Consider the following 16,370-nt stretch of genomic DNA (forward strand, 5'->3'; position numbering starts at 1 on the left):
CGCTGAAATTCAACTTACCACATCTGAAAAGATGTGGCTCCATTGAAGTATTATTCCCTCTCCGCCTCCTACTGTTGTATTTAGTGAGCTTACCACATCTGAAAAGATGTGGCTCCATTGAAGTCTCTGCAACGTTTGTTGTTCCGTTCCAGATTGGCATTCTTACCACATCTGAAAAGATGTGGCTCCATTGAAGTATTTTGTAGAAGATTTAAAACCTTATGAGATATATTACTTACCACATCTGAAAAGATGTGGCTCCATTGAAGTCTTCTGCGTTCATAATCCTCCCCCATCTTATAATCCACCTTACCACATCTGAAAAGATGTGGCTCCATTGAAGTAAGGCTGATTTGGCATTGTATGAGATTATAGATGATCTTACCACATCTGAAAAGATGTGGCTCCATTGAAGTGATACTGATATGTTCTTTTGGATCAATATCATAACCCCTTACCACATCTGAAAAGATGTGGCTCCATTGAAGTGATATTCTGAACCCGTCAGGGACTGCCAAAGGTTTTCTTACCACATCTGAAAAGATGTGGCTCCATTGAAGTGTCAATTACTACAAAGATGATAACAGGAGGTTATTACCTTACCACATCTGAAAAGATGTGGCTCCATTGAAGTAAGAGATCTCCAACTATAATTATTATCAATTATAATCTTTCTTACCACATCTGAAAAGATGTGGCTCCATTGAAGTCTCTGTGGTTAATGCTTATGGCTCTGATGTGATTGATCTTACCACATCTGAAAAGATGTGGCTCCATTGAAGTTCAGGTCACTCATTCAGAACACTCCTTTTCTTTCTGACTTACCACATCTGAAAAGATGTGGCTCCATTGAAGTGCATCAGTCTTTTTTCCAAAACATCATTCTGTCCAGGCTTACCACATCTGAAAAGATGTGGCTCCATTGAAGTTTTGATGCCTATTATACATTGTGCATTAACAGACAATCTTACCACATCTGAAAAGATGTGGCTCCATTGAAGTCTAACTGATTTTTTGATAAATCAAACTTAAATTCCTCTTACCACATCTGAAAAGATGTGGCTCCATTGAAGTTATACAGGTCACATTGAGATCGTCGAATCTAGACCCCTTACCACATCTGAAAAGATGTGGCTCCATTGAAGTCCAGTTTCGCCGCCGCGATAACCGCCCTGGTGCGCACTTACCACATCTGAAAAGATGTGGCTCCATTGAAGTGAGGATATATCAGAAATATCTTTGTTTGATTATATCCTTACCACATCTGAAAAGATGTGGCTCCATTGAAGTCCACCTGAGAAACTCAGATAAATCTTTGGAAAATTCTTACCACATCTGAAAAGATGTGGCTCCATTGAAGTCCCATTGTTTTTTTGATGCGGTCTTAAACTCTAAGACTTACCACATCTGAAAAGATGTGGCTCCATTGAAGTCAGACGACTCAGGGAAGAGAAGCCCGGAATGAGAGAATCTTACCACATCTGAAAAGATGTGGCTCCATTGAAGCTTGTGTGTGTCAAAATTGTTTTGATAATGATTATGTCCCTTACCACATCTGAAAAGATGTGGCTCCATTGAAGCGCTTTATAATATTCTGGTGAAACATACGCATCTATACTTACCACATCTGAAAAGATGTGGCTCCATTGAAGCCCTATACATCTGTGCGTAGGCTGAAGGGAGCATTTCCTTACCACATCTGAAAAGATGTAACTCCACTGAATTTTGAATTAGTCATACCAACAGAAATAGAGCCAACAATTTGTTTAAACTCATAAATCCACAAAAAAAATTGAAACAAGAATTGTTTCATCATTCCTAAACTCTCTTCCTTCTCAAATCTCTAAACTCTTTTCCCACTAAACCCTCTCTCTTTCAAAAACCTCTCGCTCTCCTCTCTTAAATCCTCCAAATCAAAGACAGAATAACCCTCACCCCTAAGCTTCTTTTTTCCAGAAATCTCCTTTGCAATAAGGCCGTAAACCTCAGTCCTCTTATCGTTTCTCCATTTGACATGAGATGACTTTTCCTTAAGAGCTTTTAAGATACCCCTTGCCTGTCTTTCAGAAAGACTCATCCATTTGCACTCGCAGAGAAGAAGAGTATCTGATTTTTCATCAAGGCCGGCAATATCTATTTCATTCTCCTTAAACCACCATCTGCCAAGGCGTGAAAATGAGAAATCATCAAAGAAAAATCCGCATCTTACAAGATCCATGCAGAGATTCTCAAACATCTTTCCAAAATATGAAGACATCTGATTTTTTACTGACATTAGCACCTCAGACCCTTTTTTTGTCTCAATTTCCATCCTGTGCGGATATATAACTGCAAACCAGAAATTAAGGTACGGATCTAAAATTCTGTAATGCCTCTTTCTAAATCCGGCATGAGCAGTTACCGGTGCCTCATCTAAAATTATGTGCAGATTTGTAAGAACTGACAAGTATTTTGAGACCATGCTTTTATCAAGCCCTGTTGCCTGACAAATAGAAGAGAGAGTTGTGTATCCGGATGATAAAGCACGAAGAATAGAGATGTAGTTACCTGCCTCACGAAACTCATAACGAAGCAGTATCTCAGCCTCAAGGTAAAGATATGAACCTTTGTTTATCATCTGCTGAAGAACATTATCGAAGAATTCCGCTTTTGAATTGAATAATTGAAGATAAGCAGGAACACCGCCGACAACCGACCATACCATAACAAGCTCCTCTTCACTGTATGGCAGAAATTCCCTGATATATGGATAAAAAAGAGGTTCAACCTGCCACTGTCCGGTTCTTCTGCCATATAGCGGACTCTTATATCCAAGCACTTCGGTCTCCATCGTGCTTACAGAAGAGCCTGATACAATCAGCATTACATTCTCATTTTTAAGTAAAAGATCCCATATTTTCTGAAATGTAGAAGGAACACCGGAGTCTTTTGAAATAAGATATGAAAACTCATCAATAATTATTACAACCTTTCTACCTGATGAGTTGTAGAAATTTCTGTGGTTTAGAAGAGATTTAAAAAGACTCTCCCAACCGGGATAATTTATACGCTTAAAATCAGGATCATTAAGATAATCTCCTGCAACACTGGCAAAATCCCTGATGTTAGACTCTCTTCCCTCTTCCGAGGCCATAAAATAAAAACCGGGATTATCCTGCAAAAATCTGAAGATAAGAGTTGTTTTACCAACCCGTCTTCTGCCGTATATGATAACAAATTCCGGATTTTCTGAATTATAATGTCTGTTTAAAAATTCCAGTTCATCATTTCGGTCAACAAAATTCTCTCCGGCATTTAGTTGAGACATAAGTATACTACTCAATACTCAACGAAATTATATATACATTTCCTGCCCTCTCTCACATAAAAACGTTCATGAAACAAATTTTTCATGCACTGTTTCATGAACCGACTTTCCGCAGGTATTTCATGACTTTAAAGTGCTAAAATAGCCAACTGTCAAATTCTATTTCCTGATAAAAAATTGAAAAAATCGAATAGGTATAGTGGACAGTATCTTTAGGAGGATTGAATTCCAACTGGTAAAGTCAGGTTAAAAAACGAGCTATCCGGAATTTCCGGATAACTCAAATTCTAAAAATTTAGAACCACGTTTTTTATAGCAATTTCATGCCTCTTTGGAAACATTCAAATTGTTTATCTTACTAATAAGATTTATAAGATACAGCATGTCATTAATAGAAATAAAGACAGGAACCATCACAGAAAAAGGCCAGATTGTCATTCCAAAATCATTAAGAGAGAGATTTTCTCCAGGTGAAAAAGTTGCAATAATTTCTTATGAGGACAGAATTGAATTAAGGCCTATCAGTTCTGTAAACGAAGCGCTTTCATGTGCATATGCAACGGAGAAGACTCTTAAAAAAGACTGGGATTCAAAAGAAGAAGATGAGGCATGGAAGAATTTGTAAAAGGTGACGTCTTAGTCGTCCCTTTCCCTTTTTTCCTCCCAACCTTCATCGCCACATCTCCCCGAAATTCTTCTTAATCTTCCCGGCAGACCGGACAGAACCATGAAAAATGCTCATCATTCACAGTCCTCCAGGAGTTTGGCTATCTCCTCCGGGGATGGAAGCTGACTCTGAAGCTCCCCCGGAAGCTCGGATACGATCCTGCATGTGGCAACACCAATAGGGGATTGCGATGACTGGAGAGCGTACTCGACAACTGTGCGGTTCTTCTCTTTGCAGAGAATTATCCCGATTGAAGGGTTCTCATCCTCCTCCCGCACCTGCCGGTCAAGGACAGTCAGGTAGAACTGCATCTTCCCGACAAACTCCGGCAGAAACTCCCCGATCTTGAGCTCAACTGCAACCAGACATCTGAGTCTTCTGTGATACAGCAGAAGATCGATAAAATATTCTTTTTCATCAACCTCAAGCCTGAACTGGCTACCAACAAAAGTGAAGACACCCCCCATTGCACGAAGAAAATCCTCTATCCTTCCGATAAGGGCACGTTCAAGCTCCCTCTCTGAATGCCTATCCCAAAGCTCCAGAAAATCGAATACATACTCGTCACGGACTGCCAGTCTCGCCTGACCACGGACTTTTTCATCAACAGCCCTATCAAAATTTGTCTGCCCCAAAAGCGTCTTCTCATAGCTTTGGTTCTCTATCTGGTGAATAAGGACATTTCTTGACCACCCGAATTTCCGGACCATTTTGATAAAAATTCACGTTTTGGACTCTCCTTACAGCGTGACATTATAACAAGATTATGACTCCAGCTGATTTCTCCAACCAGAGGTTGGAGATTTTCATCATCACAATATTCCCTGTAAAACTGCCGCATGTACCAGAGATTCTGGGCAGAAAAGCCTTTAATGCCGGGAAATTCCATCTGAAGATCCTCAGAGAGCCGCTGCACACATAACGCCCGGAAGTGGCGTGAGAAAGAAGATTTGAATATCAGTTATAATTTGAATATCCGTAACACCTGCTTTTTTTAAGTATATTGAAAAATTAGAGGAACTTCGGCCTGTTGATCTTGTGAGAAGAGACGGAGTTCATGAGGAGGATGAGTTTTTTTGAGGTTAGGGGGGTTTGTGAAATATTATTACGAGTTACGTTCGTGACTTCTCTTGCAATTGGTTCGCAAACGGTTCGTAAGTGGTTCGTAAATTGTTCGTAAAAAGAGCGTAAAAATGGTTTTAATCTGATTATATGAAGTTTCTTTAATGTGTGTATGAGATGTAAATGAATCGCAAATGGTTCGCAAACCGATCATGATTATTGTTTATAAATGATCGATTTACCTACACCAGTCCGTTTGAGAACTCCTGATGATACAAGCTCATTTAGATCTCTATTTGCTGTAGTCTTTGAAACAGAATTCAATTCCTGGTAGACTTTATTTGAAATTTCACCATTCTCAATAACGTATTCTACGGCTCTTTTCTGTCGATCGTTTAAGGCCTTGCTTTTTAAGAGTTGTTCTGGGTCAAAACTCTTTTTGAAATAAACAGAAAATCCTCCAATTTCTTCTTTAAATTCAGGTAGCTGTAATCCAGCCTTCAAAAGTGCAGAACGCATCCTCTCTATCCCTGTTCCCCATGCTTCAATAAAATCCGATTTGTACATTACATTTGCGACTAGTGGGTTGCGAGGAATTGATGAATGGAGTTTTACTATGTCGTCGATCGTAACTCCCTGGGGGAGACCACCGGGATTATGAAACCAGATATAATCATCAAATATTTTAATCTGTGTCTGCCTATTGGACATAAAATAATCCCTGTGAACAACCGAATTGAGCAAAGCCTCCCTTATCGCTTTAAGGGGGTAATCCCAGATCTCTTTTCTCTTAAAGGAGTCTCCTGAAATCTCGTATCTGACGTTGATGAATCCTTTTATAGCTTCTTCTGCTACCTCTAACTGACGGAACAGATTCCCACCGGCTATTTTGTCCCCGATAATAATATCTTCTTCTTTGAAACGTCCAATTCGGACAAAAGCATTTGTGAAATATTTTTGGGGATTTTTGCCGAACAGAATAATTGCACCGTTTGTCAGCTTTCCGTCATGCAGAAGATTCAAATGCTCCAAAATTTCAGTAACAGATTCGCTTGCTGCAGAGATGGGCATTCGTCCGCTGTCTAAACCAAGCTTTACAAAATATTTTACTGTCTGTTCATCGATCTCATCAGGATTAAAATCTCCTGGAATATTGTCCCACATAGTTGTTCTTAGGAAATAAGTTCTCAACTCTTCTGCCTGCATTTCACGGGTGGTATTTCCAACTCTTGAATAGTATTTTCCATCATAGGAAACAGGGTTTGGGCTTTTGGAAACCTCGATCTTAAGAATTTTTTTCCCATCGATTGTATGAGACGTAATTACAGGATGGATCAAAAGTTTATTTGCAATGGTATCTGTTACTTGTTTTATTTTGTTATTGGAGCAGTTAAAACCGACAATAGTCTTGTCGTCTGCTACACCGACCAGCAAGACTCCTCCATTTGTATTGGAAAACGCAGATAAAGTTTTGTACATCGCCGGGTTTTCCGATTCTTTAAATTCAACCTGCCGGTTTTCAGTATCTGATAATATTACATCCAAGTCCATTGTTCTATCCAGGGTTTTAATTCATTTCAATAATTTATTGAATTGATTATCTTTTTTTCAGGTATATGGTTTCCGATTGTGAGAACTTTTATAATTGAGTTTGTAAATTCGATTCGATGAGGATTGTCAATTTGTTGATCTTTCGATAAAGTCAGGCGATCTTCGTGTCGGCCTTGACTTTATCAGGCGGTCGGTGATGACTGCCGAGTATGACGCAAGGACCTCTGTTACCGAAGAGGATGTAACCGCTACATTTTCGCTTTCAAAGGATTTGCATGTGAATGAAACATTAAAGACCCTTAAGACCGGTAACAACCCCGGTAATTAAAAACGAATCAGATAAAAAATTGAGATATTATCAAATTTTTAAGTCTTATATAAATCTAATAATTAGTAACAACAATCTCGTTAATCTCTCCTCTGCCACTGCCTTTTGAATTGATTCGTCTTTTTGCAGGCACTCTTTTTATATTAAAGTCCTCATAGAGTGAGTCGAAGAAATCATCATCCGGATTTGTGTTTTTCGGATCAGAATTGGAGAGCATAACTTTCGCTGATTTTGAATCGCAAAATCTAAAAAATTCAGCAAGACGTCTTTGATCATCATCTGAAAAACCGTCCTTTGCATAATTGTTGAATTGTGATGTCTTGTTTATCGGCCGGTAAGGAGGATCAAAATAAAAAAATGTCTCATCATCTGCCAGCCTTCCCGCCTCTTCAAAATCACGGCATTGAATCTCTGTATTCTCCAAAATCTCCGATGCCGAATAAATACTATCCTCAATTGCAATATGAGGATTTTTGTATCTGCCAAAGGGAACATTAAACCCGCCACTTCCATTTACACGGTAAAGACCGTTAAAACACGTCCTGTTTAAAAAAATAAGACTGGCGGCTCTTTCTACAGCACTGCTGTTTACAGATGAATAAGAAAAGCCCTCCTTTTTTTGATTATAGGAGGAGCGGATATTATAGTAAAACTCCTGTCTTTTCTCCTCATCAAGCTTTAGATATTCACCCTCATATTCTCTTAAAATATCTGCCAGTGAATCAGGAGATTCTTTTACAACGCGATAACAAAGAACCAGCTCTTCGTTTACGTCAGAGATATAACATTCATCAGGCCTGTATTTTGAATTTACAAGGAAATAAAGAGCACCTCCGCCGATAAAAGGCTCAACATACTTAGAAATTCTCCTGCCGGCAGAACCAAAATAATCATCAATGCTCCTGCTTCCTGCAAGCTCTTTTGGAAACCTCGATTCAAGTTCACCAAGAATTTGTGATTTCCCCCCCGCCCATTTCAAAAACGGATTTACAGGTGAATTTTTTTTGCTAAATGCCATAATACCCCCATAAATTTTTAGTTCAGCTGCTCCTCATCAAGCCTGTATAGATACCAGTCCTGCCTTTCGCCTCCGAGCTTCTCATAAAACCTAATCGAAGGCTCATTCCAGGTAAGAACAGTCCAGTCCATACGCCCGCAGCCGCGGTTTTTGGCCTCTTTTTTGCAGAACTCAAATAAAGCCTTTCCAAGCCCTCTTTTTCTAAACTCCTCAAGAACAAAAATATCCTCAAGATAAAGAGTCTGTTTTGCAAGAAATGTCGAATATGTAAAATAAAAAGTAATGTATCCGGCAGGTTTTTCATCAATATATGCAACATATGCCTCATACTTTGGATTTTTGGAGAATGCATCATTTTTAAGGCGTAATTTTGCATCCTCATCAGGAGGAAGCAGTTTTTCATATTCGGCAAGTTTTTCTATTAAATATATAAATTCTGAAAAATTCTCTTCATTTATTTTTTCTATTAAAAAATCAGTCATTCTGCTCCTTATAGAATCTGCACAAAGTCAAAAATAATCTTTGCCATATCCTGCAAAATCTTTTTAGTTTTTAAAAACTATTTTAACAAAAAAGAGGCCGGTATTTTTGAAAGAAGATATTGAAGAGTGCATCTGCCAGTCCTGTGGAATGCCAATAAAAAACCAAAACGATTTTGGAACGGAAAAAGACGGACAAAAATCTCCATACTACTGCACATACTGCTACATGAAAGGCCTGTTTTTAGAGCCTGAGCTGACACCGTCTGAAATGGTCGATATCTGTGCAAAAAAATACGAAGAGAGAAAGATAATGCCATTTGATGAGGCATATGAATTAAACCTTAAGATAATTCCCGAACTGAGGCGCTGGAAGTTCAAATAAAAAACCTCTCCAGAAAATTAACGCATTAAAAACAGGGATTTAATTTTTCTTCCGTCCTGTTATACAAATCCCGAAAGGATTTTCAGATACAGAAAAATCCTCCAAGAGCTTTGTCTCTCCAAGAATTTCAGTAATTTCTTCTTTTGTATAGGCAGCATTAACAGAGGATTCAAATCCATATGCAAGGCTTTTTGGATTAACAGTTAATTTCATAGCAAAAAATAAAACTGATGAGATGTTTCGCTTCAAATCGGATATAAAAAACCGCCCCCCATCTTTTAATACGCGGTGAATTTCCAAAAAAACCCTCACAGGTTCCTCCCATTCATGAAGAGAACCGTTTGAAAAGACAAAATCAAATGACCGGGAAGAAAACGGCATAAAAAGAGCATTTCCTTCATAATAAGAAACTCTCCCGGAAAGATTATAATCAAGGGAATTTTTAAGAGCCGTATTTATCATAGCCGGACTTATCTCAAGTCCGTAAAGATGGGTCTTTTTTGTTTTGACTAGCCACTCAAGACCAAGGTATCCGGGACCAGGCCCTATCTCAAGCCCCAGTCCATAATTCATGCCTGATTTGATAATTTTTTCTGTTGGAAGACGATTTTTATCCCTCATTTCTCTTTGCATAATGTCAATCTCTGAAACAGTGACAGGCGACTGAATGCCGTCATAAGTCTCAGGAATACGGATTTTTCTCTTCATAAACATTTTTACCTCCCGGAATTTTCAAAATTCTCTTTTTTTTTCATAAACTCTTCTTACCATATCACAAACCCTCTCAGATTCTATTCTGTTTTCTGTTTGAACTTCAGATTTCATCAGAAATACAGTCTTTAGTGTCTCCATTAAAACACATTCATGGTCTTTTCCATCGCCATATCCGGTAAACTTAGAAAGGAGAGAGAGAAATGTCTCCTGTTCATCCTGTGATAAAACCGAAAGCCTGCTGTTTAAAAATGAAAAAATTGCAGTTTCGGTCTCCAAAATCCATTTTTCACCTTTTTTATCAGGAATAATGTAAATATCGCGTTTGTCGCTTTCATCCTTAACACGCCTGACATAGCCCCGCTTTTCAAGATTGTTAACATAATCGGTTGCAGTGCTTCTTGATATATTGAATTTACCGGGGATATCTCCCATCTTTATCTTATGAAAATATGACATATACAAAATCCCAAGTGCAACAGGAGAAAATGAGCTTTTTTTCCCCCTGTCAGTTCCTAAAAGAGCACTCATCCATGAATGAACAAATACCATACATTCACGAAGAACAACAATCCCCGGTGTGTCAGACATATAATTACGGTTATCCGTAATAATATATAAACTAAAAGACTCCGCCAATAAAAGCTAAAAAAATATTCATTTTATTTAGCTACTGCGCCTTTGTCAGCCTGGCCGACATATCTTGCATATCTTGCAAGAACGCCTTTTAAATCCCTTTCAAACGGCTTCCACAATTTTCTTCTGTTTGCAAGCTCTGATTCGTCAACCAAAAGGTCAAGCCTTCTTTCATAGAGATCTATTGAAATTGTATCTCCGTCATGTACAAGTCCAATCGGGCCTCCAACACTCGCTTCTGGTGCAACATGCCCGATGCACGGGCCCCGTGTGCCGCCGGAGAACCTTCCGTCTGTTACAAGCGCAACGCGGCTGTATCCAAGACCCATAAGGGCAGATGTCGGAGAGAGCATCTCAGGCATTCCCGGACCTCCGACAGGCCCTTCATAGCGGATTACTATGACATCACCCTCATTTATTTTTCCGGCAAGTATTGCATCCATTGCGGCGTTTTCACCATCATATACACGTGCAGGCCCCTCATGCCTCCACATTTCATCAGAAACAGCCGCTGATTTAATTACACATCCGTTTGGTGCAAGTGTGCCTTTTAATATTTTAAGCCCTCCGGCGCTGTGAACAGGATTTTCAATGCTATTTATTACTTTTTCATCAACATATCTGACATCATCGGCAATCTCATAGACAGTTTTTCCCGAAACTGTCATACTCTCCTCAAGATGCCCTTTAATCTGTTTAAAAACGCCGGGAATACCTCCGGAATGATGGAGAACCTGCATAGAGTGAGGACCGCCCGGCTGCATTGCACAGATATGCGGCACAGTTTCTCCGACTTTAGTAAAATCATCAAGACTTAAACTAACCCCTGCTTCCTCTGCAACCGCCATTAAGTGAAGCACTGTGTTGGTAGAGCCTCCAAGAGCCATATCAACGGCAATTGCGTTTTTAAGAGACTTTGTAGTGATTATATCAGACGGCTTTATATTCTCCTTTAAAAGCTCTACTGAACGATATCCTGTTTCATATGCAATTCTAAGCTTTGCTGATTCAACCGCAGGAATTGCCGCACAGCCTGGAAGAGACATTCCCATCGCCTCTGTCATGCACGCCATTGTATTTGCGGTATAAAGCCCCTGACAGCTTCCGCATCCGGGCATTGCAGACATTTCAATCTCTTTTAGCTCCTCCTCAGTCATTTTTTTGGCTGCTACTTTTCCAACACCCTCAAAAACATCAGTAAGTGAAATTTCACATCCCCTGAAATGGCCGGGAAGCATATTTCCGCCTGTTACAACAATCGCCGGAATGTTGCACCTTGCCGCCGCCATAAGCATTCCGGGCACAATCTTATCACAGGTGCAGATACAGACCAAAGCGTCAAAGCGGTGGGCATTTACCATAAGCTCGACTGAATCAGCAATATTCTCCCTTGACGCAAGCGAATAGCGCATTCCTTCATGCCCCATCGCAATTCCGTCACAGATGCCTATTGTATTAAACTCAAAAGGAACTCCGCCAGCGGCCGCAATTCCCTCACGAACACGCTCGCCAAGCATTCTAAGATGCATATGCCCCGGAACCACTGTGTTCCACGAATTTGCTATCCCTATAAATGGCTTATTCATCTCCTGATCAGATATTCCAAGAGAGCGTATCAAAGACCGGTTGGGTGCTCTTGTATATCCTGACTTTACATCATCGCTTCGCATGATAACCACAGAAATAAACGCACTATAAAATATTAAAACAAACGGACAAACTTCCAAAAAATTAAAATATCTGGTGCATTTAAAAAGAAAAAAGTAGATCTTTTGCACCACATATAAATTTACAAATTATAGACAGGGTATTTTCTGCCAATTAAAATTTCCTGATGATTAAGCGTTATTATTATCTTTTAAGATTGACAATATATAACTTCAAAGCCTGTGATTTTTAATTATCAGGCAATTTTATCTAATCTGCCGGGGTAGTCTAGTCCGGAAAGGCGGCGGCCTCGAAAGCCGTTGGTGTTTCACCTCAGGAGTTCAAATCTCCTTCCCGGCGCTTTTGTAAAAAAAAAACGTATCTTTTTTAGATTTGGTTGGATTTAATCTTCTATTTGCGCATTTTATCCTTTAATTATCTGTTCCGTTTGATACTTCTCCAATTACCTGTTTTGCCGCACGCGACAGATAATAACTTACAATTCTGCCGTCTTTTATTGTAAAAACCGCACCTGAATCCAAAAGACGTTTCATATGCCACGATACAGTAGAACAGGTCATCTTAGCAAAAGATACTATATCTTCTCTGCAGGCGCCGGGACAATCCATAAGATAGTCGCATATTGCATATCCGGTATCGTTTCTTAGTGCTGAATAAATCTCCATCTCACATGCAGAGTATTTACCGGAATTTTCAAAATAAAAACCGCGTCTTTTCTTTGTCAAAACCGCTATTCTGTGCTCACGCTTTAAAATTCCCAGATGGTATTCGAGCGTTCCGCGATTAACTGACATACCCTTTTCAATATCTGTAAAACATACTCCCGGATTTTCAACAATAAAAGAGTAGATTTTGCCACGCATCTCATTGTCAAGAACTGTCCTTTTCTCAACCCTTCTGAAATTAAGTGAGGCAATACCAAGCCCTGCCAAAAGAATCTCTGAAACAATAACCAGAGACGGAGAGATAATTGTTAGTAAAACTGCTATCAGCACAACAGGAGAAACCTGCCAGAAATCAAGAGGAACAGGCGCTTTTGAATCTTTCACCATATCAGACTCTGAAAAACCATCAACGCTGTACCCTGTCTGCAAAGAAGAGACAGGACTTACGAGAAGAAGCAGAAAACAAACGAAAACAAAATCTTTTTTTATCCCTGACATATCCCCTATCTAACCCCAAGAACTTAATTCAAAATTTATATAGCATTTTATATTAATCTTATGTGACAAATGTCAACACATTAAATTTTTTACATGAAAGTCTAAAATCCCTGATAAACTTATCATCACTTTTTGTGTGATGAAAAAAGCTCATCATGTGCGTTTGTTATGAAAGTTACTTCGTAACTTACATGAAATTGTGCATGAAAAAAATTAATGGACGTTTTTACTATAAAGCCGGTGCACTTAGAAAAGATCGAGTCCTCTCACAGAAATCATATACATACTACTAACGAAAAAATTCATATCAGGCGTTAGAGATGACAAAAATTTGGGAAAAACTGAAAAAAAAGGCGTTTATTTCATTAGTTACTGCACTACTTCTTCTATCAGTTATCGTATTTCCGGCAGGAGCAAAGTGTCTGTTTATAGATGATATAAAAGAGCCTGTAATTTCTGGAGATAAAATTAAGTTTACAGGAATAACTTCTGTTTCTCCTGAAAAAGAGCTGAAATGGTCATTTGGAACAGAGAATTATGTATATGAAGAATATTTCAAAATCTCTGATGGTGAGGATTTTCGCTATTATAAAGAAGGAACTACAAAGACCCTCGAGAGCAAAACAGGACTATTCAGATACGAAGTTTTTATAGACACCAATGATTTAGAACAGGGATATTATAATTTTCAAATAGCAGGCGGGGATTGTTACGCCGAGGCCTCAGTAAGAATTGGTGATGAAATAAATGACGGAATAGAGACACCTGAATATTTTCCATCCGCTGATTTTTACAAAAGCCCAAACTCAAAGATAATAACAGATAAAAAAACATCAGGCCTGAGAAAATTTGCACAGGCACAGATGAATGAGCGGGATTTTATTCCCTCTCCATATATATATTCAAAAAATACGGTTGTCAGGGGAAATAATATTGACATCAGTTTTTTTACAACTCCATACAGGAATATTGGATTGTGGATATACAGCGTATTTCCGGATAACAGCTACCGTTATTTCAGGCTGACCTCTTCTGATGTAATTACCGGAAAGGCAGATATTTCGTTTGGCCCTGATGTTACTTCTAATTTGAAAAAAGGGGAATATTATATTTTTGCGGAGATTTCAGGATTAAATCACCTTGAAGCAGAAAAATTTGATTTTAGAGATAGCACATATAGATATCTTCCCGTAACTCCCGATTCCGGAGGCGAAAACAGCTTATATTCTGATGTTTCAGGAAATGACATCTACTCTCCTGCATCATCAGTCGCACTTGATTCAGCACTTAAGGCATCAGAAGATGAGATGAAATATCTCCGGTTAAAAATCAATGTTGAAGACCCCTGGATAAACCTGGAAAAGTCAGATGAGATTGCTATCGGCAAAAACATCATAATTTCCGGAAAAACCAATTTTGAAGAGGGAACAACTCTTTTAGCCGAGATAATTTCGCTTGATGACAGACCTGATACAGGGCCTGTTGTATGGACAGCAAAGATTCCTGTAAGCACCGGAACAGACGGGGAAGAAAACTTCAGAATTGAAGTAAACTCATACAAAATTGGTGCAGGCACATATATTGTCCGCGTAAGTGATGAAAAATACAAATTAACAGAAGATAATGAGATTATTAAAGTAACTGACAACTCCTACGCCGCTGAAGAGGGAGAATCAGACACTTTGTCTGTAAAATCATATAGTGTGGATCCCATCTCAAAAAAAGTTGTCCGCTTAAACGATGATGCAAAAGAAAGCCCTGTCAATATTTTCCTTTTGGTTTTTATCACAGGACTTATAGTTTTTATATCTGTTCTGATTAAGAGGAGGAAAAGTCCGTGAACTATAAAAGGATAATTACTCTTAAAAAATGCTTTTTAAAACCCGGGTTGCCTGGAAAAATTCCATCTGCATTCAAAAATATATCTGAAATATCATTCTTTATTTTATTTTTAGCTCTGATATGCCTCTTTTTTATCCCTTCTGCCACAGCTTTGGATGAAAAAACAGCATCTGTCAATCCAGTGCAAAACAAAATAATATGGAATGAATTTATTTTATTAAGCGGCAAAAATCCGGTTTTAAAAGAAGAGGTGCTGAATATTGATTTTCACAAAAAAGAGTGCTTTGACAGTGAAGGAAACCTCTTATCACCAATGTCCGGCTCAAAAGTGATAAAAAGGACATTAATGCCAGACAGGGAGGAGAACTGGTCTGTCGGGGTTGGGCTGAATTCACCTGCACCGGGAGAGTATGTACTACGAGTCTGGATTGAGGATAATCCCAAACAAAAACAGATTAAAAGCGCTTATGTAAGCACTCTGCCATCAGGCATCAGTAAAATTGAAATTTCGGATTTTGAAGACGGAGAAGAAGAACACAGTCTCTCTACAGATACTAGCACTTTACACGGAATATATACAGGGTTTTACGAGCAGAATACCTATAAAACCCCCGGCAGTCAGATGAATCTCTTCTTAAAACCTGATCTTTCAAAGAACGAAGGAGTGATTGTAAAAGGGGAAAGTCTGGCCATTACAGGAAGTATACCAAAAGATAATGAGCTTTTAATACTTATCTGCCGGCCTTCTTTTCCGGATGACTTCATCTACAAAAAAATCCTTACGTTAAACCCTGATGAAAAAGGCTTCATCAAAGAGACCGAAATTTTATCATCAGATGAGACAACCGGACTTTTATCAGCAAAATATCACATCTACGCAATAAGCAAAAAAGAAGAAGAATTAAGTGAAATCAGAATTAATCCAACGGGAATTGACCCCTATTACGGATTTTTAAAAACACAGGAGGATAAAAATCCCTGGCAGATGTTTACAATTATTCTCTCTGAACCCGGGATAGAAATTGATGAAGATGAAGACCAATTTTGTTTCGAGTCCGGCGAAATCGTGAAGATAAGCGGAACAACCAACCTAAAAGCCGGAACAGTTCTTTTTGCATATATTAATCCTACAGCAAACCCTGATGATAAAAAACTTTTATCACGGGAAATTATTGTAAAACAGGGAAAATCTGTTAATACATGGTCTTTTGAGTTCAGATCAAAAAAAACAGGCACAGGTGAATTTATGCTCTCTGTTCTGGATGTAAACGGCATTGCCAGTGCGTGTAAAACAATAAACATATTTGACAAAAGCTACTCCGGCGAAAAAATGGATGAAGGGTATCTTCTGGTCCAGTCATACAAAATAGACCCCGTATCCAAAAAATTAACAGAAGATAACGAAAGCGCCAAAAAAACTCCTGTTTTTTTTGGAGTCTCAATTACAGGCCTCCTGACAGGAGCTCTTATACTAAGACTTAGAACTATCCTGAAAGGTGAAGAAAAAAACAGCCATAAAAATATTATTGAGGAGATATGAACAGACTCACTTC

General features: G+C 38.7%; 15 protein-coding genes, 1 tRNA gene and 1 CRISPR repeat array (1 of these 17 cut by a window edge). Of the genes, 5 read left to right on the forward strand and 11 right to left on the reverse strand.

Annotation, left to right across the window (positions count from 1 at the left end):
• Positions 1-1,725: direct repeats of the CRISPR family, unit length 36 nt; unit sequence CTTACCACATCTGAAAAGATGTGGCTCCATTGAAGT (it extends 645 nt beyond the left edge of the window).
• Between the two features lie 118 nt (positions 1,726-1,843).
• The gene (locus tag L1994_RS10015; RefSeq protein ID WP_278099301.1) at positions 1,844-3,307 is read right to left on the reverse strand and encodes an ATP-binding protein; all 1,464 of its coding nucleotides are present in this window, start codon (positions 3,305-3,307) and stop codon (positions 1,844-1,846) included.
• A gap of 382 nt (positions 3,308-3,689) precedes the next feature.
• On the opposite strand from L1994_RS10015, the gene L1994_RS10020 reads away from it, so the two are divergent.
• A complete protein-coding gene (locus L1994_RS10020) occupies positions 3,690-3,932 on the forward strand; it encodes an AbrB/MazE/SpoVT family DNA-binding domain-containing protein (protein ID WP_278099302.1) in 243 nt (80 codons plus the stop codon).
• 116 nt (positions 3,933-4,048) lie between these two features.
• Here L1994_RS10020 and L1994_RS10025 read toward each other — a convergent pair whose 3' ends face one another.
• The 6 genes from L1994_RS10025 to L1994_RS10050 all read right to left on the reverse strand — a co-directional run bounded on the left by L1994_RS10025 (position 4,049) and on the right by L1994_RS10050 (position 8,415).
• Entirely contained in the window at positions 4,049-4,684 is a 636-nt protein-coding gene (locus tag L1994_RS10025; RefSeq protein ID WP_278099303.1) for a PDDEXK nuclease domain-containing protein, read from the reverse strand.
• Positions 4,636-4,890, reverse strand: coding sequence for a DUF1016 N-terminal domain-containing protein (locus L1994_RS10030; protein ID WP_278099304.1), 255 nt, complete (start codon positions 4,888-4,890; stop codon positions 4,636-4,638). The genes L1994_RS10025 and L1994_RS10030 overlap by 49 nt, the downstream gene beginning before the upstream one ends.
• Positions 4,891-5,252: 362 nt before the next feature.
• On the reverse strand, positions 5,253-6,587 hold the full coding sequence (locus L1994_RS10035) for an ATP-binding protein (protein WP_278099305.1): 1,335 nt from the start codon (positions 6,585-6,587) through the stop codon (positions 5,253-5,255).
• A 126-nt stretch (positions 6,588-6,713) separates the two neighbouring features.
• Complete coding sequence (locus L1994_RS11950) at positions 6,714-6,902, reverse strand: hypothetical protein (RefSeq protein WP_278099306.1); 189 nt, start codon at positions 6,900-6,902, stop codon at positions 6,714-6,716.
• 68 nt (positions 6,903-6,970) lie between these two features.
• Positions 6,971-7,933, reverse strand: a complete 963-nt coding sequence (locus L1994_RS10045) for a DNA adenine methylase (RefSeq protein ID WP_278099307.1) — start codon at positions 7,931-7,933, stop codon at positions 6,971-6,973.
• A gap of 17 nt (positions 7,934-7,950) precedes the next feature.
• Positions 7,951-8,415 carry a GNAT family N-acetyltransferase gene (locus tag L1994_RS10050; protein WP_278099308.1) on the reverse strand — a complete coding sequence of 155 codons (465 nt, stop codon included), beginning with the start codon at positions 8,413-8,415 and terminating at the stop codon, positions 7,951-7,953.
• A 106-nt stretch (positions 8,416-8,521) separates the two neighbouring features.
• On the opposite strand from L1994_RS10050, the gene L1994_RS10055 reads away from it, so the two are divergent.
• Entirely contained in the window at positions 8,522-8,797 is a 276-nt protein-coding gene (locus L1994_RS10055; RefSeq protein WP_278099309.1) for a zinc ribbon domain-containing protein, read from the forward strand.
• Positions 8,798-8,836: 39 nt separating this feature from the next.
• On the opposite strand, the gene L1994_RS10060 is transcribed toward L1994_RS10055, so the two are convergent.
• The 3 genes from L1994_RS10060 to ilvD all read right to left on the reverse strand — a co-directional run bounded on the left by L1994_RS10060 (position 8,837) and on the right by ilvD (position 11,814).
• Entirely contained in the window at positions 8,837-9,505 is a 669-nt protein-coding gene (locus L1994_RS10060) for a class I SAM-dependent methyltransferase (RefSeq protein WP_278099310.1), read from the reverse strand.
• A 24-nt stretch (positions 9,506-9,529) separates the two neighbouring features.
• A complete protein-coding gene (locus L1994_RS10065; RefSeq protein WP_278099311.1) occupies positions 9,530-10,099 on the reverse strand; it encodes a MarR family winged helix-turn-helix transcriptional regulator in 570 nt (189 codons plus the stop codon).
• A 71-nt stretch (positions 10,100-10,170) separates the two neighbouring features.
• Complete coding sequence (ilvD, locus tag L1994_RS10070) at positions 10,171-11,814, reverse strand: dihydroxy-acid dehydratase (RefSeq protein ID WP_278099312.1); 1,644 nt, start codon at positions 11,812-11,814, stop codon at positions 10,171-10,173.
• 254 nt (positions 11,815-12,068) lie between these two features.
• Between ilvD and L1994_RS10075 the strand changes: the two genes are divergently transcribed.
• A tRNA-Ser gene (locus tag L1994_RS10075) sits at positions 12,069-12,151 on the forward strand.
• 71 nt (positions 12,152-12,222) lie between these two features.
• Here the strand turns inward: L1994_RS10075 and L1994_RS10080 are convergent.
• Positions 12,223-12,975 (reverse strand): winged helix-turn-helix transcriptional regulator, encoded by a 753-nt coding sequence (locus L1994_RS10080; RefSeq protein ID WP_278099313.1) that lies wholly within the window; start codon positions 12,973-12,975, stop codon positions 12,223-12,225.
• 320 nt (positions 12,976-13,295) lie between these two features.
• Here L1994_RS10080 and L1994_RS10085 point away from each other — a divergent pair, with 320 nt between their 5' ends.
• Positions 13,296-14,816, forward strand: a complete 1,521-nt coding sequence (locus tag L1994_RS10085) for a hypothetical protein (protein WP_278099314.1) — start codon at positions 13,296-13,298, stop codon at positions 14,814-14,816.
• A complete protein-coding gene (locus L1994_RS10090; RefSeq protein WP_278099315.1) occupies positions 14,813-16,357 on the forward strand; it encodes a hypothetical protein in 1,545 nt (514 codons plus the stop codon). Before L1994_RS10085 ends, L1994_RS10090 begins: the two co-directional genes overlap by 4 nt.
• Positions 16,358-16,370: the final 13 nt, after the last annotated feature.

It is taken from the genome of Methanomicrobium antiquum (assembly GCF_029633915.1).
GTDB lineage: Archaea > Halobacteriota > Methanomicrobia > Methanomicrobiales > Methanomicrobiaceae > Methanomicrobium > Methanomicrobium antiquum.